Genomic DNA, 24,997 nt, shown 5'->3' with positions numbered 1-24,997 from the left:
GAATTTATTCGCCAACGGCTTTCAACCATGCTTCGGCCATTAATTGTGCACCTGCCATTGAAGGGTGCACACCGTCGGGTGTCCAATATGTTCCGGGAGCATGTTTAACTGCTTCATCAAATACCTGTTGAAAAGGTACCCAAATAGTTTCAAAATCATCTGAAATTCGTTTTGCTGCCGCCTGGTATTCTTGCATGGGCTCAATCCATGTTTCGTCAACAGCCGATGTTTCCAACACATAAAATGGCTCGCAAAGTACCAATTTAACTCCGGGCAAAGCTTCTTGTGTACGTTTTAACAAAGCGCGATAATCGTTCTCATAGATTTCTACAGTTCCATCGTAATTGCCATTGCGTTTGTGCCAGTAGTCATTCACTCCTATCAGAATACTTAAAACCTGAGGGTTGAGATCCAAACAATCTTTATCCCAGCGATCAGCAAGTTGAAATACTTTGTTTCCGCTGATTCCACGGTTATAAATGGTTAATTCATGCTCTGGAAGTACGTTTAACAAATGAGATGCTGCCAAAAGCGCATAACCATTTCCGAACGACCAGGCCCTGTTTGGCGTTTCATTTTGTTTGTCGCGACCTGCATCCGTTATCGAATCGCCCTGAAACAAGACCGTATTACCTTTAGCAAAAATAGATGCTTTACCTTGTTTCGGTTCTGAAACACAGGCCGAAACGATGCTTGAAATACTTACGGCAGCCACAGCTCCTGCAGTTGATTTATATAAAAAGTTTCTTCTGGAAATACTCATTTGGTTATTTTTAGTTAATTGATGACAAACAAATGTATAAAATAATAACACCTGTTTAACATTGTGCCGTCACAAAATATAGCAACAAAATCGTCAGCGATTTTCCTTATTTCAGTAAACGATCAAAAATTACAAAACCTATTTTAGCAATATTCAAAAACTATCCATTATTTTAGTCTCGTTTTAGGATAGCACTATGGATTTTACACAATTATCATTGCATACGCCGGTTGAACTGATCAATCAGGCCTTAGAAGACAGCCTTGTTGGAAGTCTGGGAATTGAGATCACAAAAATTGAAGACGGAAGGGTTGAAGGAATGTTAGATCTTTCATCAAGAAATTCGCGCCCGGGAGGCATTTTACACGGTGGAGCGAACCTTGCTTTAGGCGAGACACTTGCAGGATTGGGCAGCATGTTACTTGTAGACTTAACAGCTTTGGATGTACTAGGGATAATGGTCAATGGAAACCATACCGGTATATTAAAAGCGGGAAAGGCAGTTGCGGTTGCAAAAATCGTTCACCGCGGCAAACAAACACATGTGTGGAATGTTGATATTTGCAACGAAGAAGGGAGATTGATTTCATCTGTACGTGTTACCAATATGATTACCGAAAAGAATGACCGATAACGAAAGATTAATACATCTGATCGACGAACTCGTTAACAAAAACTGCTCTTTTGCCCTATGGTCTGTACCCGGCAACAAAACACTTGAGCTTCTTATATCATGGCAGGAAGCCTTGTTTTATCCCAATGAGGTTAGTCGCTTAAACGGGCAGGAAGGTTTTGTTTTTGCACCGTATCACATCAGCGAGGAAACACCACTGATTTTGCTAAAACCAGATATATACAAAACGGGTATTAAAGAAATCCTTCAGTTAAATATTGATGATTTAAAGACTTGTCAGAAAGAGCGGGATAACTACTCTTCGCATTATATAATTGAAAAGGATGAGTACCTTTCAGAAATTGATCAGACCATCAACACCATTAAAAATACCAAACTGGCAAAAGCCATTGTGTCGCGTGTTATTCCTGAAAAACGAAAAAATGAGTCGCTGGGAAAATTGTACAGCCAGTTATTAGAACAAACGCCAAATGCTTTTGTGTACATGGTAAACCTTCCAAAAGCAGGTTTGTGGATGGGAGCAACGCCCGAGATCCTGTTGAAATCGGAAGGTAAAACAATGGAAACCGTTTCGCTGGCCGGAACACAGCCCCGAAATTTGGGAACAGAATACGGATGGAGTACCAAAGATATTGAAGAGCAGGCCTTTGTTTCGCGTTACCTCGTTGATCTGTTGTATCGATTTAACATACACCGGTACACCACACGCGGCCCTGAAACACTGGAAAGTGGAAAAGTAGCCCACCTGTTTACCAGCTTTCTGTTTGCCAAAAAGAAGCTGGACGACTGTCTTGGTGATTTTATTGCCGACCTGCATCCAACGCCTGCGGTTTGTGGTTTCCCAAAATCAAAAGCCGACAAATTTATTCGTTCTGTAGAAAAACACAACAGGCGTTACTACGGCGGATTTCTTGGACCATGGCAACTAAAAGATTCAGTAGGATTATTTGTAAATTTGCGCTGCATGGAGATAATTCAGGAGCAGTACATGCTTTATGCCGGCGGCGGAATTACTTCACGTTCGGTTCCCGAAGAAGAATGGGAAGAAACCAACAACAAAGCAAAAACACTGTTATCGGCAATAGAAGCTATACGACAAAATGATCTCAAATAAAAAACAGGTTCAACAACTGGCAGCTCTTCTTCAACAGAAGGGAATACATGATATCGTTATTTCTCCCGGATCGCGAAATGGTCCGATGATACACACTCTTGCAGGCAGCAATTTGTTCAATTGCCGCAATGTGGTTGACGAACGCAGCGCCGCTTATTTTGCGCTGGGGCTGGCACAGTCGTTGAACAAATCGGTTGCGATTGTTTGCAGCTCGGGAACAGCAACACTAAATTACACACCGGCAATTGCTGAGGCTTTTTATCTGAATGTTCCGCTGATCGTTATAACGGCCGATCGTCCGGAGTACTGGATTGATCAACTTGAAAACCAGTGCATCAAACAAAAAGGCATTTACACTAATTTTGTAAAAAAGGAATATCACCTGCCATTAGAAGAATCGGAAGAAGAATTATCGTATGCGGCACGCGAGATTAATGAATGTCTGAACATGGCAGTATCGGGACGCCCCGGACCGGTGCACATAAATGTGCCATTGGAGGAACCTTTACACGATCTTTTGGATGAAGATCTACCGCACATAAAAACGGTTGAGGCGAAACAAGCTATTTATACTATTAGTGATTCCGCATTAAAAGAGTTAGCCACAGCTTTTAATTCCGCAAAAAAAATAATGATCCTGGCCGGGCAACAAAACCCAAATACTGAATTGGAAAAGCTGTTTGCTGAATTAACCAAAAAATCAGGTGCTGTTGTTTTAAAAGAACATCTGGCTAACCTGAACAACGAGAGTTCTTGCGAAAGCATAGATACGTTAATGGCAGCCATTCTTGCTGATAAACCAACCGATTTTAAGCCCGAACTTTTGATCACATTTGGGGGTCATTTTGTTTCGAAAGCACTAAAACAATATTTGCGAAAAAACAAAGCGCAACAACACTGGCATTTGTCGCCATCTAACGAGCATTACGATACTTATCAGTCGCTAACAAAAGTTATTCAAACGGATACTGTTACTTTCGTTAAACAACTTCTGCCGGAAGTAACAACAAACAATCAAGATTATTTTCAGCGCTGGAAAAACAAGGAAAAAGAAGTCAACCAGTTTCGCGACAACTATATTTCAGAAATTACTTTTTCAGACCTGAAAGTAATTGCCAAAGTTGGCCAATCAATTCCCGAAAATTCAATTGTTCACTTGGGCAACAGTTCTCCTGTACGCTACGCATTAATTGCCGATTGGCCAAAGAACATCCAATTTATGAGCAACCGTGGCACCAGTGGAATCGACGGATCAATGTCTACCGCCGTTGGTTTTGCGTCAGTTTCTGAAAAAATAAATACGGTTTTAATTGGCGACTTGTCATTCTTTTATGATTCGAACGCACTGTGGAATAATTACATCGGAAAAAATTTGCGAATAATTGTCATCAATAATGGGGGCGGCAACATTTTTAGTCTGATAAAAGGGCCGGGTGAGTCACCTGCTTTTCAGCAGCATTTTTATGCCGAAAACAAGTTTAGCGCCAAAGGAATTGCTCAAACTTTCGGACTCGATTATTTAAGTGCTGAAAACGAGACACAACTCAAAACCTCACTTACCAAGTTATATTCCTCAAAAACAAGAGCAACCATTTTGGAGGTTTTTACTGATGCCGAAATTAACACGGAAACATTCCGGGGACTTTTTAAGTTTGTAAAACAATGAAGTTATTTAAAGTTAATGGGGAATTTCGAGAGTGACATATTGATTCTCAGTGGCAAAGCTCCATTTTTCTTGCATAGCCATAGCTACGGAAGAAAAATTAGCTGCAGTCCAATGGGATCAGGATGTTGCTCGTAGTTTTCAGATTTAACGTTAAACAACTTCAACAAAAACAACATACAATGAGTACAAAAAGACAATGGGAAACCATTAAAGAATACGAAGATATCTTTTTCGATTATTTCGATGGAATTGGTAAGATTACCATCAACCGTGAGCAGGTGCGCAATGCTTTTCGCCCAACTACGGTGAACAACATCAGCGACGCTTTGCTCCTTTGTCGCGAAGACCCACGCATAAATGTAATTGTGCTGACAGGTTCGGGCGATAAGGCTTTTTGCTCGGGTGGCGATCAGAATGTAAAAGGTACCGGCGGTTATATTGATGAAAATGGTATTCCGCGATTGAACATACTTGAGGTGCAGAAACAAATTCGTAGTATGCCGAAACCGGTAATTGCCATGGTGAATGGTTATGCCATTGGCGGCGGTCATGTTTTACATGTGGTTTGCGATATCAGCATCGCCAGCGAAAATGCCATTTTTGGCCAAACCGGCCCAAAAGTGGGGAGCTTCGATGCGGGCCTTGGATCGTCTTACCTGGCCAGTGTTGTGGGACAAAAGAAAGCCCGCGAAATTTGGTTTATGTGTCGCCAGTACTCGGCTGCCGAAGCACTGGAAATGGGCTTGGTAAACAAAGTTGTTCCGCTCGACCAGCTGGAAGACGAGGTGGTTGCCTGGGCACAAAAAATGCAGGAACACAGTCCGCTGGCATTACGCATGTTAAAACTTGGACTAAACGCTGAACTCGATGGTCAGATTGGAATTCAGGAATTTGCAGGAAACGCCACTCTGCTGTATTACCTCACCGAGGAAGCACAGGAAGGGAAACATGCTTTTCTTGAAAAACGTAAACCCGATTTTAAAAAATACCCAAAATTCCCATAAGATAGTTACGAGTTGAATGAAGCAAGATTCCGACCGGAACATCTGGTTATCAAACATCTATTATCTAACATCAAGTATCAAGAATGGCATCAGCAAAAAGTTGGGTAAAAGCAGCACGTTTACGCACCCTGCCACTAGCATTATCAGGCATTTTAATGGGCTCGGCACTGGCAGCTTTTTGGCATGGGTTTGATTGGATTATTTTTATTCTTGCAATGCTTACCGCCACGCTCATTCAGGTTTTCTCTAACTTCGCAAATGATTACGGCGATTTCCAAAAAGGCACCGATAATCATCAGCGTTTGGGGCCAACACGAACAATGCAGGGCGGCGAAATCACCATTAGCGAAATGAAAACCGGGATGTTTATTATTACCGGATTAAGTTTTGTTCTGGGTACTTTTTTGGTTTTTGCCGGAACCTGGCACAATAGTCCTACAGCATTTTTTGTATTTATCGCACTGGGAATTCTGGCACTTTTAGCGGCTTATTTTTATACAGCTGGCAAACGGTCGTACGGTTATATTGGCCTTGGCGACTTGTTTGTTTTTTTGTTTTTCGGGTTACTGCCGGTGATTGGAGTTTTTTACCTACACAACAATACTATTGAAACAGCGGTTTGGTTGCCGGCCATCAGCATGGGATTATTTAGTACCGGAGTACTGAACCTGAACAATACACGCGACATTGAAAACGACATGCAGTCGAAAAAAATAACAATAGCGGTAAAATTGGGGCCGATAAAGAGTCGCATTTACCATACACTGCTAATTTTACTGGCCTGGCTTACGCTCATCGTTTTTACTTTTCAGCAACAAAAAACAGCCTGGCAATGGTTGTTCCTTTTGGTGTTGCCGGTTTCAATTTTCGACCTCATCAAAATATTTCGCATAAAAGACAGCCGACTGCTCGACCCGTTTTTAAAACGACTGGCATTACAAACCTTGGCATTAACACTCCTCTTCTCACTCGGACTGATATTATCATGATAAAAGCACGATACCAAAAATATGAACTGCATTTTAAGCAACCGGCCGGAACTTCGCGCGGTGTATTAAGAAAGCGTGTTGTTTGGTATTTATTTTTGGAAGAGGATAGCGTTACAGGACTTGGTGAATGCGCGCCACTACCGGGATTAAGTATTGAAGCACCCGAGCAGGTTGAAGAACAGCTGGAGAAACTTTGCACCAATCCGCAAACTTTTATCGATGCGATAGAATTGCTTCAAGATTTTCCATCCCTGAAATTTGCCTTGGAAACGGCGCTTCTCGATTTGCAAAACGGAGGTAAACGTGAACTTTTCCCATCTGCTTTTAGCCAAGGCGAAGCCGGAATTCCAATAAATGGATTGATCTGGATGGGAGAAATCGATAACATGCAACACCAGATAGAAGAAAAACTGGCAGCCGGATTTCGATGTATCAAATTAAAGATCGGGGCGAAAGATTTTGAGCAGGAATTATCACTGCTACAAGTTGTTCGGGAGCGTTTCTCTAGCGATGGAATTACACTTCGAGTGGATGCAAACGGTGCTTTTAACAGCAATTCTGCGCTAGAGAAACTGAAACGACTGTCTGATTTACAACTTCATTCCATTGAACAACCCATTAGCGCGGGACAATGGAACAAAATGGCCGGGCTTTGTGCCACTACTCCACTGCCTATTGCTTTAGACGAAGAGTTAATCGGTATCAATAAAAGAGATCAAAAGATACAATTGCTTGATAAAATCTGTCCGCAATATCTGGTATTAAAACCAAGTTTACACGGTGGCATTTCGGGTTGCAACGAATGGATAGAACTGGCTAACGAACGAAATGTTGGTTGGTGGATCACTTCGTATCTGGAGTCGAATATTGGATTGAATGCTATTGCACAGTGGGCTTACACGAAGAACTCCACCACGTACCAGGGATTGGGAACCGGACAGCTTTTTACCAACAATATTGATTCGCCACTCGAGATTCGTGGTGAAAAACTGTGGTTTAATCCCACCGAAAAATTTGAAATGTAATGGAGTTATTTCCGGCACATATTACCATAAACGGGCAATTGGAAAGCATTGAAAAATTGCTGCAGCAAAAACCCCCTTCCGAATGGGAACAAAACTGGTTAGATTTTCTTGCCGAATGGTATCATCCAAATGATGCTATAGAAGTACAAACCTCGGGCAGTACAGGAACACCCAAAACCATAACTCTTAAGAAAGATTTTGTAGCTGCAAGTGCCCAACGCACCATACGCTTTTTTGATTTGCATGAAGGCGACCGCATAATGCATTGTCTGCCCAGTCGTTTTATTGCAGGAAAATTAATGACCGTTCGCGCCCTTATCGGCAAACTCGACCTCCATCTTGTTGATCCGTCTTCAGATTTTGTAGATCTGCCTAGTGATAAGCCCATAAAGTTTGCAGCGATGGTAATTAACCAGGTGAAAAAATTCCTCGCACTACCAAAGCAAAACATCGAAAATCTGCTTATTGGAGGTTCTGCTATTCCTGTATCTTTGGAAGAACAATTACAGCAAATCTCAACAAACTGCTATTCGAGTTATGCCATGACCGAAACAGCCACCCACATTGCACTGCGTAAACTAAATAGCAACGATAAAACTGACTGCTACAATTGTGTTGATGGTATTTCTGTTGAACTGGATAAACGCGATTGCATTCGTATTTTGATGCCGGGACTTAAAAACGGAGCCATTCAAACCAACGATTTTGGCAAATTAATCGACAGTCATCATTTTAAAGTGCTGGGTCGTGTTGATAATGTGATCATATCTGGTGGCATCAAATTTATGCCCGAGCAATTAGAGAAAAAGCTTGAAAACAGCATGCCTCTGCCCTTTGCTTTTAGCTCGGTTCCCGACGAGTTGTTGGGAGAAAAAATGATTCTACTGGTTGAAGGAGAAGCCGATGAACAAGTAAAAACAAGCATTGCTTTCCAATGCCGTAAATTACTTCAAAAATACGAACAACCTAAAAAAATTCGCTTTATTGACCTACTTCCCCGCACAGAAAACGGTAAGATTGATCGAAAAAGGCTTCGATGTATTTAATTATTTCACCAAATATTAATCACATTCCAAAGAACACCGAACAATAATTTTGTTTAATTTGTTGTGCTTTATTCGTCAAAAACAAAAATCAAATTCATGGAGAAATTATTAGAATATAATCCGGTATTACTGGCTCTGGGAGCTACCATATTCACTTGGCTGTTGACGGCAGCCGGAGCTTCAATGGTATTCTTTTTCAAATCGATAAACAAAAAAGTATTGAATTCGATGCTTGGTTTTGCTGCCGGCGTGATGATTGCAGCCAGCTTTTGGTCGCTCTTGAAACCGGCCATAGAAATGGCAGAAGCACAAGGTGAACTTCCGTGGAAACCCGCGGTTATCGGATTCTTAGCGGGTGGAGCTTTTCTGTTATTAATCGATAAAATCCTGCCTCACCTGCACATGGGATTGTCTATCGATAAAGCCGAGGGGATTCCAACAACGTGGCAACGAAGCATACTTTTGGTACTGGCTATTACGCTGCACAATATCCCTGAAGGGCTAGCTGTAGGCGTTGCTTTTGGCGCGTTGGCCAATAACCCCGATATGGGCATTTTAACCGGAGCGGTTGCTCTGGCAATGGGAATCGGACTACAAAACTTCCCCGAGGGAGCAGCTGTTTCAATTCCGTTGCGCCGCGAGGGGCTGTCGCGATTTAAGTCATTTAACTACGGACAACTATCGGGAATTGTTGAACCAATAGCCGGAGTATTGGGTGCTTACCTGGTTCTAACAATTGAGCCGCTGTTGCCTTACGCCCTGTCGTTTGCTGCTGGTGCCATGATTTTTGTAGTGGTTGAAGAACTGATTCCCGAATCGCAAAGAGGAAACGAAACCGATTTATCGACCATTGGCGCTATGTTGGGTTTTGCCACCATGATGTTGCTGGATGTAGCTTTGGGATAGAACTATTATTTGAATCGTTCTCAAAAATTCGGGGAAAGCAATTTCCCTTCTGCAAATAAACATCAGAAACTAAAAGATTTCACGCAGATGAAAACAACATCGGAACATAATAAGCGAATAGCAGAAATGACATTTGCAGCAGTATATCCACACTATGTAACAAAGGTTGAACGCAAAGGACGAACGAAAGAGGAACTGCATCAAGTAATAGAGTGGCTAACCGGTTTTAATGAAAATAAGCTGCAAAAATTGATTGATGAAAAGGTAACATTTGAAACCTTCTTTGAGAAAGCAAATTTAAATCCAAATGCCGGATTGATAAAAGGTGTGATTTGTGGATATAGGATTGAGGAGATTGAAAACGTTCTGACAAAACAAGTTAGGTATCTGGATAAGTTAGTAGACGAATTGGCGAAAGGCAGAAAAATGGAAAATATTTTACGAGACGAATAATATGATGCCATTAAAGTCGGCAGGTGTTAAATACAATTGCCAAATAAAACCAAAAAATGACTAACAAAAACCAAATTGAAGAGCTACTCCAAAAGCAGGAACTTACCGATTACAAATGGATCGATCCGAAAGAAATTGTAGTAGCACAGTGGGTGCGAGTAAAATGCTATTTCGGCTGCAGCGATTACGGCCTGGGGTCATGCCCGCCAAATACACCGTCGGTTAGCGAGTGCGAGCGCTTCTTTAAAGAATACAAAAGTGCAGTGGTTATAAAACTGAACAAACTGGCTGATAAAAACGACTACCCTTCCGACTGGTCAAGAGAAATGACCAGCAAACTACTGAGCGTTGAACGTGCTGTATTTCTAATGGGGCACCCAAAAGTTTTTCTGCTCAACCAAACATGTTGTACCCTGTGTAACGACTGCTCGGGCAACCGCCTCGATTGCCACGACAAGAGAAATGCCCGACCAAGTCCGGAGAGTTTTGCAGTGGATGTTTATCAAACCGTACAAAAAGTGGGTATGGAAATAAACGTGGTGGATAACAATCCGGGCGAGATGAATCGGATTGCAATATTATTAGTTGAATAAGGCAGAAATCAAAAAACCATCGGCGAGATGAATGGTTATTCTATAATTGGCCCGTTAAAAGACCACAAAAAAACAACTTCGTATGAATGTAATTTTAAGCATTGGTCTCTTAATTTTTAGTGGATATCTACTGGGAGAATTAGCCGAGAAAATAAAGCTTCCCAAAATATCAGGATACATTCTGGCAGGCATTCTGCTGAATCCTGATTTGTCAGGGATTATGTCGAAGGAATTTGTAGAACACACCGACCCCCTGCTTTCTGCTTCCTTATCGTTTATCACCTTTTCAATAGGTGGTTCACTGTCGGCTAAAAAACTACGTGCTACCGGAAAAGCAATACTGTTTCTTACCCTATTTGAATCATTATTTGCCTTTATTCTGGTATTCTTATTCATGTTTCTGAGCCTCAGTTTTTTTATAACTATTTTTCAATCAACGCACGTAATACTGGCTGTCAGTCTGGTACTGGCATCGTTGGCCGCTCCCACCGATCCGTCGGCAACGCTGGCCGTAATTCACGAATACAAAGCCAAAGGCGAGGTAAGCTCAGCCATGCTCGAAATTGCTGCTTTCGACGATATCGTAGGCATTATCATCTACACAATGGTTACCGCGTTTGCAGCTTTCTTTATGGGCAACAACGATATTGAAATAAGTAAAACAATACTGGAATTGGGCATTGATGTTGGTGGAGCAATACTTATTGGTTCAATAATTGGATTTGTATTTCAGTTCATCACTAAAATATTTAGCAAACAAGCCGAGGGCACATTAATCGTTCTAACATTGGGGTCGATATTAATGAGTTATGGAATTTCAGACTATTTTGACTTTGAATCGTTACTATCTACCATTGCACTGGGAGCAGTGGTGGCCAATTTTAATCCCCTCTCGGGTAAAGTATTTAAACTTATTGAGCGCTATACCGATGAGCTGATTTTTGTAGTGTTTTTTACATTATCCGGTCTGCATTTGCAGTTAGCTTACATAAGCGGCAGTTATGTGTTGATTGTTATATATATTCTGGCTCGTGCGATTGGTAAGTTTACGGGGATTTTCAGCGGTTCTGTACTTTTTAAAACCAGCCCTAAAGTGAAAAAATACACCGCGGGAGGTCTTATCCCACAAGGCGGGATTGTAATTGGTCTGGCACTGCTGCTTGCCAAAGATCCTGTATTTGAAGAAACCGGCTCTATGATTATGGGCGTTGTAATCGGTGCCGCTTTAATCCACGAACTTATTGGTCCTGTTTCTTCACGGCTATCGCTAAGAAAAGCTGGGGAGATAGAGTAGATAGTTTGGTTGTATTAATTTCCGTACCAAAAGTTATTGAGGAATACTAAAGTTCATTTAATACATTGCGCGAAACCAGGTGTTCAATTACACCCCATTCTTTTAAGAACCAATTAGCGCCATCAATGTAAAATGAACTGATTGAAGAATTATTAATTGAAAAAGTGCGTGGATCAGTCAGGTTGATAGAAAAGGTTTTATACATCATCATTTCAAGTACCAACCCGTGTGAAACAATCAGCACTTTCTGCTGATCAAATTTACGGGCGATATCTTCTATTTCAACTGTAACCCGATTAAACAGTTGCTGAATACTTTCACCGCCGGGAAAAGCGAATTCAGGATCACGTTCTTTATAGCGCCGGAATTCATCGGGATATTGATGTTTCATCTCTTCAAAATTCAATCCTTCCACAACACCGAATGAACGTTCGCGCAATTTCACATTATATTCATGAGGTAACACCAGTTGTGTATTTATTATTCTTGCTGTTTCAACGGCTCTTTCAAGGTCGCTGCTAATAAGTATATCGAATTGTCGTTTATCCAATGCTTTTGCTACAAGTTCGGCCTGTAAAATCCCATTCTCAGAAAGCTTGCTGTTACGCTGCCCCTGTATCCGCCGTTGTGCATTCCAAATGGTTTCTCCATGTCGTATAATTGTAATCTCTGTAGCCATATCTTATTCAACTTTGTGCGAAGATGAACTATTTTTCCCCTGATAGGAATAATTACGTATGAAAATAATATCTAGTTTATCTTCTGTGTAATCCTGATAAAAAAGTAAAAGCTACTCCGATGAGTAGCTTTTGAACGATCTTGTAAAGTTATCTTAAATTTTTTCAGGAACAGGCATCTCCAGGAGTTTATCCGCCATTGCATCGGCTAGTTTTATCAGTTCTTCCTGTGTTTGAACTTTCATATTACCTTTTTCCTCAATAGGTTCGTAAACCATATCCCACTTAATTTTTTCGGCAAATGTTTTCAGGTTTTTTACACCGCCACCGTTCCACGAGTAGTTACCAAAAATACCAAGCAAGTGGTCTTTTGGCGCCATGTGTTCGATGGTTGTAAGCAGTGTTTCCACGTTCGGGAACATCGCATTGTTATACGCCGCGCTTCCCACGATAAATCCCTTGTATTTAAAAATATCGTTGATGATATACGACGAGTGTGTTTTTGAAGCATCGTAAACACGAATGTTCTTGATACCACGAACTGCAATCTGACGGGCAATCGTTTCTGCCATTTTTTTGGTGTTTCCGTACATTGATCCGTAAACGATAACCACCCCGCGATCCAAATCGTATGAACTCCACTTGTTGTAGCGTTTTAAAATCCAATCGAGATGACTACGCCAGATTGGGCCGTGTGTTGCCGCAATCATTTTAATATCTATTCCGGCCAGTTTTTTAATGGCACGCTGCGTGTGCGGACAATATTTCCCAACAATGTTGGTGAAATAACGCATCACTTCCACTTCATAGAAATCAAGGTTAATCTCATCGTCGAAAATACCACCGTCCATAGTTCCGTAGCTACCAAAAGCATCGCCCGAGAAAAGGATTTTGTTGGTTTCTTCGTAAGTTACCATCGTTTCGGGCCAGTGCACCATCGGTATCATCTGAAATTGCAGCTTGTGTTTTCCCAGGTCGAGTACATGGTCGTCGTGCACCATGTGTATATTTTCCGGTTTCATGTAATAGGCCTCCACAAAACCAAAAGTTTTTTTATTTCCTACAAGCGTAATATTTGGGTAGCGGTGAACGATAGCTTTTAAGGCTCCCGAATGGTCGGGTTCCATATGGTTAATAATAAGGTAATCCACCTCACGATCGCCAATAATCTCTTCAATAGCATCAAGGTAATCGTCGATAAACGCACGCTCAACGGTGTCAACCAGGGCGATCTTTTCATCAACAATCAAATAACTGTTATATGAAACCCCAAGCGGGATTGGCCAGATGTTCTCGAACAAGTGAGTACGGCGGTCGTTAAATCCCAAATAATAAATATCTTCTGCAAGATTTACTTGTAGCATAATTTTTCAGTTTTTAAATCAATTTTCAAAACACGCACAAAATTAGTGAATTTCGGCTGACAGCGTATAAAATAATTTTCTACAGCCATTATTTAGAACTTGGGTTAAGGGAATGTTAGGAAAATCAAATAAGACAGACGGTGAGACAATGAGACGGCGAAAACTAAGACATAACATTTGCCATTTTGTGATAAACTGAAAGGAAATTCAAAAATAAGAAGTCTAATTCTATCCTTTTCTTGGTGCAACTCGGTGCCTTCTTTGTGTACTTTGTGGTAAAAAAATCGAAAGAATTTTATCTTTGGACTGGAATTCGAAATTTGAACTATGACGATTGATCAGAAAAGCCGTGCCATGACTTTCCCACGCGTTGGGAAATACATTATTATATTTTTTGCCATTGCCTTTATTTTTGCCGGAGCGCGTGGTTACCAGCTCTACCGTTATGTATTTGAAGAGAATGTAAAAGTTGATTATGTAATACTTGTTACGGGAGAGGATGATTTGAAAAGTATTAGCGAAAAACTGGAGGCCGACCAGGTTTTAATAAATATGAAAGCCTTTAAATGGGTGGCAAAAAAGAAAAAGTATGCCGATTACATGCGTCCGGGTCGATACGAATTAAAACAAGGAATGAACACCAACCAATTGGTAAATATGCTGCGCAGTGGTGCACAAGCTCCAGTGAATATTACGTTCAATAATGTTCGTTTTAAAGAAGAACTGGCAGGCAAAGTGAGCAACTACATAAAAGCTGATTCAACCTCAATTTTAAAATTGTTTTCGGATGAGCAACAGATTAAAGATTGGGGATTTACCGAAGAAAACTTCCGCGCCATGTTTATTCCTAACACTTATGAAATGTATTGGACAACAACAGCCGAAGAGTTTGCCGAACGCATGAAAACAGAATACGACCGTTTTTGGAACGATACACGCACAAAACAGGCAGCAAAAATGGGCTTGACACCACAGCAGGTAGTTACCCTGGCATCTATTGTGCAGTCGGAGACCATAAAACCCGACGAGCTAAAAACCGTAGCTGGGCTTTACATAAACCGTCTCAACAAAAATATTCTTTTGCAAGCCGACCCAACCGTAAAATATGCCGTTGGCGACTACTCCATTAAACGGGTTTTGAACAAGCACCTCGAGATAGATTCGCCCTACAATACCTACAAATATGCGGGTTTACCACCAGGGCCAATTTGCTTTCCTGAAATCACATCAATTGATGCTGTTCTAAATTACGAAGACCACAAATACCTGTATATGTGTGCCCGGGAAGATTTTTCGGGTTACCATAGTTTTGCACGAACATTAAGTCAGCACAATCGGAACGCAAAAAAATATCGTGATGCGTTGAACGAGCGACGCATTTATGAATAAACCTAAAATTCGAAGAATAAACTCCCGTATAGATAATATTTATAGGTGTACCATTGTTTTTTATCGTCCTGAGTAGTGATAATGAATTAAACCAATTAAAATGAAAAAACTGATCATTCTGGTGCTTACCATGTGTGCCACTACCCTGTTTGCCCAAAACAATATATGGGAAGATGCAAGCTATATTGCAAAAAACAAACTTCCCGGAAGAGCTACTTCCTATTCCTACAAATCAGCCAACGATGCCCTTAGTGGTGATCGCGAAATATCGCGAATGATTTCGTTGAACGGAACCTGGAAATTCAACTTTGTAGAAAGATCAGAGGATCGTCCACTGGATTTTTATAAACAAGACGTTTCCGGTTGGGATGATATTGAAGTTCCGTCGAACTGGGAAATGGAAGGCTATGGCACACCAATTTATGTAAATGCCGGCTATCCTTTTCGTCCACAACTGCCGGCCGAGGCACAGAAAGATCCGATTGCCTGGTATCAAGAAAACTACGATGTACCGGAAGGGCTTTCAAGACAAGAACTATACCGCCGTTTTTATGCCGACGTAGCTTCAAAAAATGTACCTACGCCACCTGTCATTACTCGTGAAAATCCTGTTGGATCATATGTTCGCACGTTTACAATTCCTAAAGATTGGAACGACAAAAAAATTATTTTACACTTTGGCGGCATTAGTTCTGCAATGTTTGTTTATGTAAACGAGCAAAAAGTGGGTTACAGTCAAGGTAGTCGTCTGCCTGCAGAATTCGATATTACCGAATTTGTGAAAACCGGTGAGAACAAAGTTGCCGTTCAGGTTTTTCGTTGGTGCGATGGCAGTTATCTCGAAGATCAGGATCACTGGCGTATGAGCGGAATTCACCGCGAGGTAATGGTAATGGCTCAACCCAAAGTGGCAATTGAAGATTTTTTCGTGCGCACGCGACTGGATGCGAATTACCAGGATGCACTGCTTCAAATACGACCAACAATTACGCGCGGAGCCGAAGTTGACACAAAAGACTGGACACTGGAGGCTGAATTGTATTGTCCTCAAAACAACAAGCTTTTAGAGGAGCCAATTACCAAAGATGTAAACGCTATTATTTACGAAGGATATCCGCAGCGCGACAATGTATATTTCGGTTTGCTGGAAGAAAAAATAACCAGCCCCGAATTGTGGTCTGCTGAAAAACCAACATTATATACTGTTGTTCTCACCTTAAAAGATGCTGAAGGAAATGCTGTTGAAGCACGTTCAGCAAAAATTGGTTTCCGCAAAACAGAAACAAAAAACGGACAGCTTTATGTAAATGGTAAATCCATTAAATTATATGGTGTAAATCGTCACGACCACGATCACAAACGTGGAAAATCGGTTACCCGGGAGGATATGGAGAATGATGTATTGCTAATGAAACGTTTTAATTTTAACGCTGTTCGTACCAGCCACTACCCTAACGATTCGTATTTCTACGATATGTGCGACAAGTATGGCGTTTATGTACTCGACGAAGCCAATATTGAAACACACGGTTTAATGGGCTACCTCACCAACCAGTCGGAATGGCACATGGCTTTTCAGGACCGTGTGGTTCGAATGGTTGAGCGCGATAAAAACCACCCATCGATTATTGGCTGGTCGCTTGGTAACGAATCGGGAACCGGGCCAAATCATGCAGCTGCAGCGGGCTGGGTAAGAGATTTTGATCCCACGCGTTTTATCCATTATGAAGGAGCGCAGGGACAACCGGAGCACCCGGATTACACAGCTTACGGCTCAGAAGAATTCCGAAGTAAAGGACGCACAGCCAATCCAACCGATCCTTATTATGTTGATGTGATTAGCCGGATGTACGCTAATTTGGAGGATTTGGAAGCCCTGGCAAACAGCCCGTATATCAGTCGCCCTATTGTTGAGTGCGAATATGCACATGCAATGGGCAACTCGCTGGGTAATTTCCAGGAATACTGGGATTTGATGCACAGTTACCCGAACCTAATCGGTGGTTTTATCTGGGACTGGATCGATCAGGGAATTTTAACAACCGATGAAAACGGAAAGGAATTTTATGCATACGGTGGTGATTTTGGCGACAAACCCAACGACAATAATTTCTGTATAAACGGAGTAATTGCTTCCGACCGCACACCAAAACCACAAACATGGGAAGCTAAATATGTAATGCAACCGGTTAAAATTACTGCCGTTGATCTTGAAAAAGGATTGGTACGTATGCTCAGTCGTTTTAGTTTTGCGAACCTCAACGAATACAAGGTAAGCTGGACTTTAAGTGAAGATGCTACACAAATTCAGTCAGGCATTTTGCATGGACTGAGCCTGAATCCGGAAGCCAGCACCGTGGTCGAAATTCCTTTTAAAGATTTCAGCACAAAAGCTAATGCAGAGTATTGGCTACGCATTAGTATTCAGCTAAAGGAAGATAAAAACTGGGCAAAAGCCGGTCATGAACTGGCAAAGCAACAATTTAAACTTCCAATAGAAACAGAAGCTCCGGCAAAAGAAATGGTTTTCGATAATATCTCCTTCAACGATACCGAAGATCAAATTGTGGTTAGCGGAAAGGATTTCACAATGGGTATTGGCAAAAAAGTGGTTTGATTGAACGTTACGAAAAAGGTGGTGAGCAACAGATAATTTCGTCATTAAAACCGTATTTCTGGCGGCCATTAACCGACAATGACGAACGTGGCTGGCGCGTGCAACAACGTATTCCAATTTGGGAAAATTTACCAGAAATGCTAAACGTAACCGAAATGAATGCCGATGCGTCGTCAGGAAGTATTTCAGTTGAATTGGGCTACCAGGAGTTGAGCTTAAAATTGAACTACACGTTTGCGAATGATGGAATTGTAGATGTAAAATTTGATCTTTCTATTCCTGACGAGATGCCGGAACCAATCCGCGTTGGAATGAACATGGGAGTTTCAGCCGACCTGCAAGAAATGAGCTTTTATGGTAAAGGTCCTTTTGAAAATTATTCGGACAGAAATGGTGCTGCCGATATCGATATTTATAAAGGAACAGTGGATGATTTTTACTACAACTATACCAAACCACAGGAAAGCAGCAACCACACTTGTGTTAGATGGCTGGCACTTACAAATAACAATTCCGGATTGATGGTGCTTGGTGAAACTCCGCTGCAAACTTCAGTATGGCCTTATACTGCTGAAAATATTTATGAAGCACAGCACCCAACAGAACTGGAAAAAGCAGATGCTTTAACAGTAAATATCAGTCATAAAATGGCCGGTGTAGGTGGTAACGATTCGTGGTCGATTAATGCACGCCCAATAGAAAAATATCGTTTATTGAAAAAAGAATACAGCTACGAATTTAGGCTGGTTCCGTTATCGAAAGCTAAAGATTTACAACAAATTTATCGTGATAAAAAATAGAAAAGGCAGTCTTTAATCTAAACCATAAAAAAACGGTCTTGTATAGAACAAGGCCGTTTTTTGTTCTTATTAATTGGCGTTCTATTAAAGGGATAACATTGATTTTCCGGTGGAGAAGCAGAAAAATATCTCACTCCAGGAGTATTTATAAACCGATCATAGGCAACATACTTTTGTCTTAAGACGGATTCTACGCTGCCGGTTTAGCCCAAAGAGACAGAAAACCCAGGGCTGCGCCCGCTTCCCTCGGAAAAGCCCTGCCTACCGGCAGGCAGGTACGTGGTTCCAGCTAAAATTCCTGAAACTTCCCGATGCTACGATCGTGACAGGCAGTCGTGCCTCCTCAAACCTGCCGGCCGGCAGGCGGGCACCAGTAATTTTTTAACGCCGTCACCACTTGTTTTCCGGCTCATCGGTCGAGGCCAGGCTTCGATGTGACGACGTTACCTCAGCGGATGGCCTCTTTTGGTCGTTGCCCGGAGTTGAAGTAAAACCTTAGTGAGAGCGGGAAGCTCCGAGGAATCGAGGAGATCACCCGTCCGAACTTGGGTTTTATGAAAATGGAGGGAAATGACCAAAAGGAGCCTTGCCTTTTTTGCTTCGTTTTTGTGGTAAGACAAAAATGAAGGCCTCCGGCAGGAAATAATAACAATGGTTTTAGTGCAGTTAGATTTTGCTCCACCGGAATATTAAACTGAGCCTATTTAAGCTTAACAACTACTGAGCTACTTGCCTTATTGGCTTTTTCCCTGGCCTCTTCTGCCGAATTGGCACGCGCCAAACATACTCCCATCCGACGTTCACCAGCCACTTCGGGTTTACCAAATAAACGCAATTGAGTATCCGGTTCACTTAGCACTTCTGTAAGGTTGGAGAAAGCAACTTGTTTTGATTCTCCCTTTACCATGATTACGCTACTTGCCGATGGACCATGAAATTTAATGTTTGGAATCGGTAAACCTAAAATTGCTCTTACGTGTAGTGCAAATTCACTCATATCCTGCGAAATCATTGTTACCATTCCTGTATCGTGCGGACGCGGCGAAAGCTCGCTAAAATATACAGTATCATTTTTCACGAAGAATTCTACGCCGAATAAACCGCGGCCACCCAATGCTTCCACAACGGTTTTGGCAATGTGCTGTGCTTCGGCCAGTGCTTTCTCAGACATAACTTGTGGTTGCCACGACTCCTGATAATCGCCACCTTCCTGACGGTGACCAATAGGTTCACAAAAAGATACACCACCAACATGGCTGATTGTCAACAAAGTTATTTCGTAATCAAAATCAACAAACCCTTCTACAATTACACGGTCGCTGTTTCCGCGTGCACCATCCATAGCGTAATTCCACGCATAATCAATATCTGCGGCACTTTTTACCACGCTCTGTCCTTTGCCCGACGAACTCATAATTGGTTTCACCACACAAGGAAATCCAATTTCATTAATGGCATTCTTAAACGCTTCCTTCGATCCGGAAAATTTGTATGGCGATGTTGAAAGCTTTAGTTCTTCGGCAGCCAAGGTTCTGATGCCTTCACGATTCATTGTAAGTTGCGTCGCATTTGCTGTTGGAATAACATGAAAACCTTCCTTTTCCAAGTCCAGTAATTTGTCGGTGGCAATGGCTTCCACTTCCGGAATGATATAATCCGGTTTTTCGTTTCTGATGATTTCAGCCAAACGCTCTCCGTCCAGCATTGATGCGACATACGATCGATCGGCAACTTGCATGGCAGGTGCATTTTCATAACTGTCAACAGCAATCACTTCCACGCCGTAACGTTGAAATTCGATTACTACTTCTTTTCCCAATTCGCCCGATCCCAGCAATATAACCTTTGTTGCCGACGGTGAAAATTTTGTTCCCAAAACTACCTTTGTGCTCATCCCTGTTTCTCCTTTTTTTGAAGCCGCAAAAATAGAGTTATTTCCGAATCTACATTTTAATACCCCACTCAAGGCTGTTTTGCTAACATTTTATTGAAACTAACACGCAATATGGATATTTCAGATTGATCGAGCATGTTTTGAACAAAGCATAAACGTTAAGAGTTATCTCATTATAAATACTTCACAATGAAATCAATAAAGAAAGAACAAGTTAGCCAGGAGGTTTTCGACCTGTACGATGATTATGCGCACAACCGAATCGATCGAAGAAAATTTGTTGAACGACTTTCGGCCTATGCCGTTGGAGGTTTAACCGTTTCGTCGCTCATGAGTTTTATTATGCCAAATTACCAGGATAAGATTCAGATTAAAGCTGACGACCCACGATTAAAAACAGAAACAATCGAATACAATTCGCCACGAGGCGGAGGTAAAATTAGTGGACAATTGTCGCGCCCGGCGGGGAATTCAAAAAAACTGCCCGGAATTGTAGTAGTACACGAAAATCGTGGTTTGAATCCGCATATTGCTGATGTTGGCCGTCGTGCAGCACTACCGGGATTCATCTCCGTCTCTCCCGATGCACTAAGTCCACTTGGTGGCTACCCGGGAAATGATGACGATGGCAGGACGATGCAACGCGAACGCGACAGAGATGAAATGCTGCAAGATTTTATTGCGGCCTTTAATTACCTGAAATCGCATCCCGAATGTGACGGAAATATTGGTGTAGTAGGATTTTGTTTTGGTGGCTGGATATCGAACATGATGGCTGTTGAAGTCTCTGATTTAAAAGCTGCTGTTCCTTTTTATGGCGGCCAGCCTTCAGAAGAAGAAACAAAACAGATTGAAGCACCACTACTTCTGCACTATGCAGAACTGGATACACGTGTAAATGCAGGATGGCCGGACTACGAAGCTGCTCTAAAAAAATACGATAAAGAATACACGGCGCACATGTATCCTGGAGTAAACCACGGATTCCATAACGATACAACACCACGTTATGATGAAGCTGCGGCGAAGCTTGCCTGGAGTCGCACCATAGATTTTTTCAAAGAAAAACTGACTTAAGAATATACTGCACTCTACCAATAACCGACATAATTTTGTTTCTTTATAAAAACACAAATTATGTCGGTTATTATTGATGGAAATAGCTACCAAATTTTTGAAACTCCTCGCCTGATTCTTCGTCCCTGCGAGGAAAATGATTCCCGATTTATTTACCAATTATTAAATTCTGAAAAATGGCTTCAATACATTGGTGATCGTGGTGTTTACTCGGAGGAAGAAGCACGTGCCTATATTTGCGAAAAAATGTATCCTCAGCTAAAAAAAGAAGGCTATGGAAACTATGTGGTCATCCGAAAAACCGACAATGCAAAAATGGGAACCTGTGGGCTTTTCGACCGCGACGGGCTGGAAGGCATTGATATTGGTTTTGCTTTTTTACCTGAATTTGAAGGCCATGGTTATGCATTTGAAGCCGCCAAAAAACTCAAAACTGTAGGAATAGAAAGATTTAAAATCCGGCATATCTCCGCGATAACAGCAAAATATAACCTGCGCTCGCAACGATTGCTGGAAAAACTGGGATTAAAATTCACCAGACATGTGACATTACCCAACGACAACGAAGAGATTATGTTTTATGAAATGAAGGATTGAGGCGCGAAATACGAATCTCGCTGTTTAAAATTTTTGCCTTAAGTATGAAGCAGATTGAATTTAGCTAATGGTTAACAACTTTAAAACAGATAAGCGGTCAACTCCGTGTGGATACTACAACTTTTGTGTTTGTTTTTATTCTTCATCCAACTCAACATAAAGTTGCATAGACTCCACTTTTGTAACTACTATTTCTTCATCTTTATCAATAAAACCGGTAACGGCAACAGCATCGTAAATTTCGCCTTCAATATTTACTTTTCCACCCGGGCGTAATACGGTTTGAGCAAACCCCTTCTTCCCTTTCAATACAAAAAGTTTTGTTTCTACACTAACAAACCCTTCATTAACCTGCTGTACAGTGTTTAATGCAAAATTTTTAAACATGCCATGTTCTGCTGTAAACATACGTTTCCCAAGGTAAAGTGCAAGAATAAAACCTCCAAATATGCCAATCACAACAGTGGCAATTGCTGTTCCTACACCACGTAACTGAACACCTTCAAAATCAAAGTTTACATTGTCAATAAGACTTAAAACAAGGCCAATAAAGACAAAGGTTATTCCCGCTGCTCCGGCAAATCCAAAGCCCGGAATCACAAATATTTCCACCGCAACCAGTATCAGACCAACAATAAAAAGAGCAATCTCCCAGTGTTCTGCCAATCCTTCAAGGTAAAGCGGCATGAAATACAGTAAGGCCGCCAAAATTGCAATGCCCAGCGGGAACCCAATTCCCGGCGACTGCATCTCGAAATAAATACCGCCAATAATTGCCATAATCAGTAATCCGGAAATCATTGGAAGCACCAGAAAACCAATAATCTTTTCTATAAAAGTTGGCTCATATTCGAACAAGTCATATTCATTAATTCCAACCTGTTGAAGCACTTCATCAACAGTTTCCGCCGTTCCTTCGCAAAAGCCGTGTTCCATCGCTTCCGAAGGTGTAAAGGTAAGAACGCGCCCAGAATCGGAAACGCCTTCAATATAAATACGCTCATCAACCATTGCTTCTGCAATTTTCGGATCGCGAAACCAACTGACAATTGTATCGCCACCGGCAGTAATTGTTGTATCTTTTCCATGTGCTTCGGCCGTTGCCCGCATAGTCGATCGCATGTAACTCTGGTATTTATCGGGCATAGCCTCGCCGGTTTGGTTTACAACGGTTGCTGCACCAATACTTCCTCCGGGACGCATGTATATTCCATCGCAGGCAATAGAAATTAATGCGCCTGCTGATGCCGCGTTATTATCTATAAACACATAAACCGGAATTTTACTTTGGAGTATTCGCGTACGAATAGAGTCAGCATCAACAACTGTTCCGCCATAAGTATTCATGTGAATAAGAAAGACATCAGCTTTCACCGAATCAGCTTCCATAAAAGCCTGGCTCATCTGGCGTCGCGTGGCCGGAGTAATCTCGGATTTGATATTCAAAAGAAATACTTTTTTCTTGTTCGCCTCCTGCGCAAAAGCAGCCAAAGTGGCAACTACAAATAACAAAATCCAAAAATTCTTTAGCTTCATGGGAATGATTTTTTTCGAGTTCCAAAATACAAAAAACAAATTACAAATTATGTCCGATTCAGAAAAGCTAAAAAATCAGGTTTGGTGTTAAAAACAGGGCCATATCTCTGAAGCGGTTAAAGAATATTAAATTCATTCGCTTGCCAAATAGCTAGTCAACTTAATTTGTTAAATTTGCAGCCTAATTTTAAGTAATGACAATGGAACTTAATACATTAACAGCAATTTCGCCGGTTGACGGCAGGTACAGTGACAAAGTAGAAGGCTTGGGAAAATATTTCAGCGAATTCGCCCTGATTAAATACCGCTTGCTTACTGAGGTCGAATATTTTATCGCTTTGTGCGAAATTCCTTTGCCACAACTTGCTGATATCCCCGCAGAAAAACTGGACAAACTTCGTGAGCTTCACACAAACTTTTCACTTGAAGATGCGCAGCGCATTAAAGGCATTGAAAGTGTGACCAACCACGATGTGAAGGCTGTTGAGTATTTTATAAAAGACGAATTTGACAAACTGGAACTGGGTAAATACAAGGAGTTTATTCACTTTGCGCTTACATCGCAGGATGCCAACAATACAGCCATTCCAAAATCAATACAAGATGCGCTGGAATTTGAATATTATCCGTTATTACAGGAGTTAATTGAAAAATTACTGACACTAGCTACCGAATGGAAAGATATTCCGATGTTGGCAAAAACGCACGGCCAGCCTGCATCGCCAACAAAATTGGGAAAAGAAATAAAGGTATTCTTAGAGCGGATTATGGTGCAGTTGGTTCAACTAAAATCCATTGCCATTGATGCGAAATTTGGCGGAGCTACCGGTAATTTTAATGCGCACTACGTTGCTTACCCTGATATTAACTGGGAAGATTTTGCCAACAAGTTTCTGAAAGAAAACCTGGGATTGAACCGTTCGCAGTTTACTACGCAGATTTCGCACTACGATAATCACAGCGCCATTTTCGACGGATTGAAGCGCATTAACAATATCATTCTTGATCTTGACCGCGACATTTGGAGTTATGTCTCAATGAATTACTTCAAACAGAAAATAAAAAAAGGTGAAGTTGGTTCATCAACCATGCCGCATAAAGTTAATCCAATCGATTTCGAAAACTCGGAAGGGAACATAGGAATAGCCAATGCCGGTTTCGAGCAGTTGTCACAAAAACTTCCGGTTTCACGCTTACAGCGCGACCTGACCGATTCAACCGTTACCCGTTTTATTGGAGTTCCGTTTGGTCACACAATCATTGCCATCAAATCAACCTTGAAAGGATTGAACAAATTGCTGATTAATGAAGATGCCATTGCAAAAGACCTTGAAAATAACTGGGCAGTGGTTGCCGAGGCAATTCAAACGATTTTGCGCCGCGAGTTTTTTCCAAATCCTTATGAGGCATTGAAAGATTTAACCCGTAAAAACGAGGTGATAAACAAAGAGGCAATACACAATTTTGTTGATGGTTTAAACGTTAGTGATGCTGTAAAAGAAGAACTAAAAGCAATTACACCTCAGAATTATACCGGCATTTTTTAAACAAAAATAAAA

22 protein-coding genes are annotated in these 24,997 nt (G+C 41.5%); 17 read left to right on the top strand and 5 right to left on the bottom strand.

Going from position 1 to position 24,997, the window contains the following annotated elements; all coding sequences use genetic code 11:
- Positions 1-4 precede the first annotated feature (4 nt).
- A complete protein-coding gene (locus tag G0Q07_RS07545; RefSeq protein WP_163345509.1) occupies positions 5-763 on the bottom strand; it encodes an SGNH/GDSL hydrolase family protein in 759 nt (252 codons plus the stop codon).
- Between the two features lie 196 nt (positions 764-959).
- On the opposite strand from G0Q07_RS07545, the gene G0Q07_RS07540 reads away from it, so the two are divergent.
- The 11 genes from G0Q07_RS07540 to G0Q07_RS07490 all read left to right on the top strand — a co-directional run bounded on the left by G0Q07_RS07540 (position 960) and on the right by G0Q07_RS07490 (position 11,487).
- Positions 960-1,397 carry a PaaI family thioesterase gene (locus G0Q07_RS07540; RefSeq protein ID WP_163345508.1) on the top strand — a complete coding sequence of 146 codons (438 nt, stop codon included), beginning with the start codon at positions 960-962 and terminating at the stop codon, positions 1,395-1,397.
- Positions 1,387-2,511 (top strand): chorismate-binding protein, encoded by a 1,125-nt coding sequence (locus G0Q07_RS07535; RefSeq protein WP_163345507.1) that lies wholly within the window; start codon positions 1,387-1,389, stop codon positions 2,509-2,511. The genes G0Q07_RS07540 and G0Q07_RS07535 overlap by 11 nt, the downstream gene beginning before the upstream one ends.
- A complete protein-coding gene (gene menD / locus G0Q07_RS07530; protein ID WP_163345506.1) occupies positions 2,498-4,177 on the top strand; it encodes a 2-succinyl-5-enolpyruvyl-6-hydroxy-3-cyclohexene-1-carboxylic-acid synthase in 1,680 nt (559 codons plus the stop codon). The genes G0Q07_RS07535 and menD overlap by 14 nt, the downstream gene beginning before the upstream one ends.
- A gap of 179 nt (positions 4,178-4,356) precedes the next feature.
- Positions 4,357-5,181 (top strand): 1,4-dihydroxy-2-naphthoyl-CoA synthase, encoded by an 825-nt coding sequence (gene menB, locus G0Q07_RS07525; protein WP_163345505.1) that lies wholly within the window; start codon positions 4,357-4,359, stop codon positions 5,179-5,181.
- An 83-nt stretch (positions 5,182-5,264) separates the two neighbouring features.
- A complete protein-coding gene (locus tag G0Q07_RS07520) occupies positions 5,265-6,170 on the top strand; it encodes a 1,4-dihydroxy-2-naphthoate polyprenyltransferase (protein ID WP_163345504.1) in 906 nt (301 codons plus the stop codon).
- Positions 6,167-7,195, top strand: coding sequence for an o-succinylbenzoate synthase (gene menC, locus G0Q07_RS07515; RefSeq protein WP_163345503.1), 1,029 nt, complete (start codon positions 6,167-6,169; stop codon positions 7,193-7,195). Before G0Q07_RS07520 ends, menC begins: the two co-directional genes overlap by 4 nt.
- Positions 7,195-8,241: an AMP-binding protein gene (locus tag G0Q07_RS07510; protein ID WP_163345502.1), complete on the top strand. Its 1,047-nt coding sequence runs from the start codon at positions 7,195-7,197 to the stop codon at positions 8,239-8,241. The genes menC and G0Q07_RS07510 overlap by 1 nt, the downstream gene beginning before the upstream one ends.
- Positions 8,242-8,337: 96 nt before the next feature.
- On the top strand, positions 8,338-9,147 hold the full coding sequence (locus tag G0Q07_RS07505) for a ZIP family metal transporter (RefSeq protein WP_163345501.1): 810 nt from the start codon (positions 8,338-8,340) through the stop codon (positions 9,145-9,147).
- An 87-nt stretch (positions 9,148-9,234) separates the two neighbouring features.
- On the top strand, positions 9,235-9,600 hold the full coding sequence (locus G0Q07_RS07500; protein ID WP_163345500.1) for a DUF2200 domain-containing protein: 366 nt from the start codon (positions 9,235-9,237) through the stop codon (positions 9,598-9,600).
- Between the two features lie 56 nt (positions 9,601-9,656).
- Positions 9,657-10,193 carry a DUF2284 domain-containing protein gene (locus G0Q07_RS07495; RefSeq protein WP_163345499.1) on the top strand — a complete coding sequence of 179 codons (537 nt, stop codon included), beginning with the start codon at positions 9,657-9,659 and terminating at the stop codon, positions 10,191-10,193.
- Between the two features lie 82 nt (positions 10,194-10,275).
- Positions 10,276-11,487 (top strand): cation:proton antiporter, encoded by a 1,212-nt coding sequence (locus G0Q07_RS07490; RefSeq protein ID WP_163345498.1) that lies wholly within the window; start codon positions 10,276-10,278, stop codon positions 11,485-11,487.
- A 46-nt stretch (positions 11,488-11,533) separates the two neighbouring features.
- Here G0Q07_RS07490 and G0Q07_RS07485 read toward each other — a convergent pair whose 3' ends face one another.
- The gene (locus G0Q07_RS07485) at positions 11,534-12,166 is read right to left on the bottom strand and encodes a histidine phosphatase family protein (RefSeq protein ID WP_163345497.1); all 633 of its coding nucleotides are present in this window, start codon (positions 12,164-12,166) and stop codon (positions 11,534-11,536) included.
- Between the two features lie 153 nt (positions 12,167-12,319).
- The gene (locus tag G0Q07_RS07480) at positions 12,320-13,528 is read right to left on the bottom strand and encodes an FprA family A-type flavoprotein (protein WP_163345496.1); all 1,209 of its coding nucleotides are present in this window, start codon (positions 13,526-13,528) and stop codon (positions 12,320-12,322) included.
- 327 nt (positions 13,529-13,855) lie between these two features.
- Between G0Q07_RS07480 and mltG the strand changes: the two genes are divergently transcribed.
- From mltG to G0Q07_RS07465, 3 genes are all read left to right on the top strand, one after another.
- Complete coding sequence (gene mltG / locus G0Q07_RS07475) at positions 13,856-14,917, top strand: endolytic transglycosylase MltG (protein WP_163345495.1); 1,062 nt, start codon at positions 13,856-13,858, stop codon at positions 14,915-14,917.
- Between the two features lie 100 nt (positions 14,918-15,017).
- The gene (locus G0Q07_RS07470; protein WP_163345494.1) at positions 15,018-17,534 is read left to right on the top strand and encodes a glycoside hydrolase family 2 TIM barrel-domain containing protein; all 2,517 of its coding nucleotides are present in this window, start codon (positions 15,018-15,020) and stop codon (positions 17,532-17,534) included.
- Complete coding sequence (locus tag G0Q07_RS07465; protein ID WP_163345493.1) at positions 17,531-18,334, top strand: beta-galactosidase small subunit; 804 nt, start codon at positions 17,531-17,533, stop codon at positions 18,332-18,334. The genes G0Q07_RS07470 and G0Q07_RS07465 overlap by 4 nt, the downstream gene beginning before the upstream one ends.
- A 700-nt stretch (positions 18,335-19,034) precedes the next feature.
- Here the strand turns inward: G0Q07_RS07465 and purT are convergent.
- Positions 19,035-20,228, bottom strand: a complete 1,194-nt coding sequence (gene purT / locus G0Q07_RS07460) for a formate-dependent phosphoribosylglycinamide formyltransferase (RefSeq protein WP_163345492.1) — start codon at positions 20,226-20,228, stop codon at positions 19,035-19,037.
- A 189-nt stretch (positions 20,229-20,417) separates the two neighbouring features.
- Between purT and G0Q07_RS07455 the strand changes: the two genes are divergently transcribed.
- Positions 20,418-21,305 carry a dienelactone hydrolase family protein gene (locus tag G0Q07_RS07455; protein ID WP_163345491.1) on the top strand — a complete coding sequence of 296 codons (888 nt, stop codon included), beginning with the start codon at positions 20,418-20,420 and terminating at the stop codon, positions 21,303-21,305.
- 60 nt (positions 21,306-21,365) lie between these two features.
- Complete coding sequence (locus tag G0Q07_RS07450) at positions 21,366-21,902, top strand: GNAT family N-acetyltransferase (protein WP_163345490.1); 537 nt, start codon at positions 21,366-21,368, stop codon at positions 21,900-21,902.
- A 135-nt stretch (positions 21,903-22,037) separates the two neighbouring features.
- On the opposite strand, the gene G0Q07_RS07445 is transcribed toward G0Q07_RS07450, so the two are convergent.
- Positions 22,038-23,438: an NfeD family protein gene (locus G0Q07_RS07445; protein ID WP_163345489.1), complete on the bottom strand. Its 1,401-nt coding sequence runs from the start codon at positions 23,436-23,438 to the stop codon at positions 22,038-22,040.
- A gap of 200 nt (positions 23,439-23,638) precedes the next feature.
- On the opposite strand from G0Q07_RS07445, the gene purB reads away from it, so the two are divergent.
- Positions 23,639-24,985 (top strand): adenylosuccinate lyase, encoded by a 1,347-nt coding sequence (purB, locus tag G0Q07_RS07440; protein ID WP_246223004.1) that lies wholly within the window; start codon positions 23,639-23,641, stop codon positions 24,983-24,985.
- Positions 24,986-24,997: the final 12 nt, after the last annotated feature.

It is taken from the genome of Draconibacterium halophilum, assembly GCF_010448835.1.
Classification (GTDB): Bacteria; Bacteroidota; Bacteroidia; order Bacteroidales; family Prolixibacteraceae; genus Draconibacterium; species Draconibacterium halophilum.
Note: the sequence above shows the minus strand (reverse complement) of the source record. Positions and strands in the feature narration are given on the sequence as shown.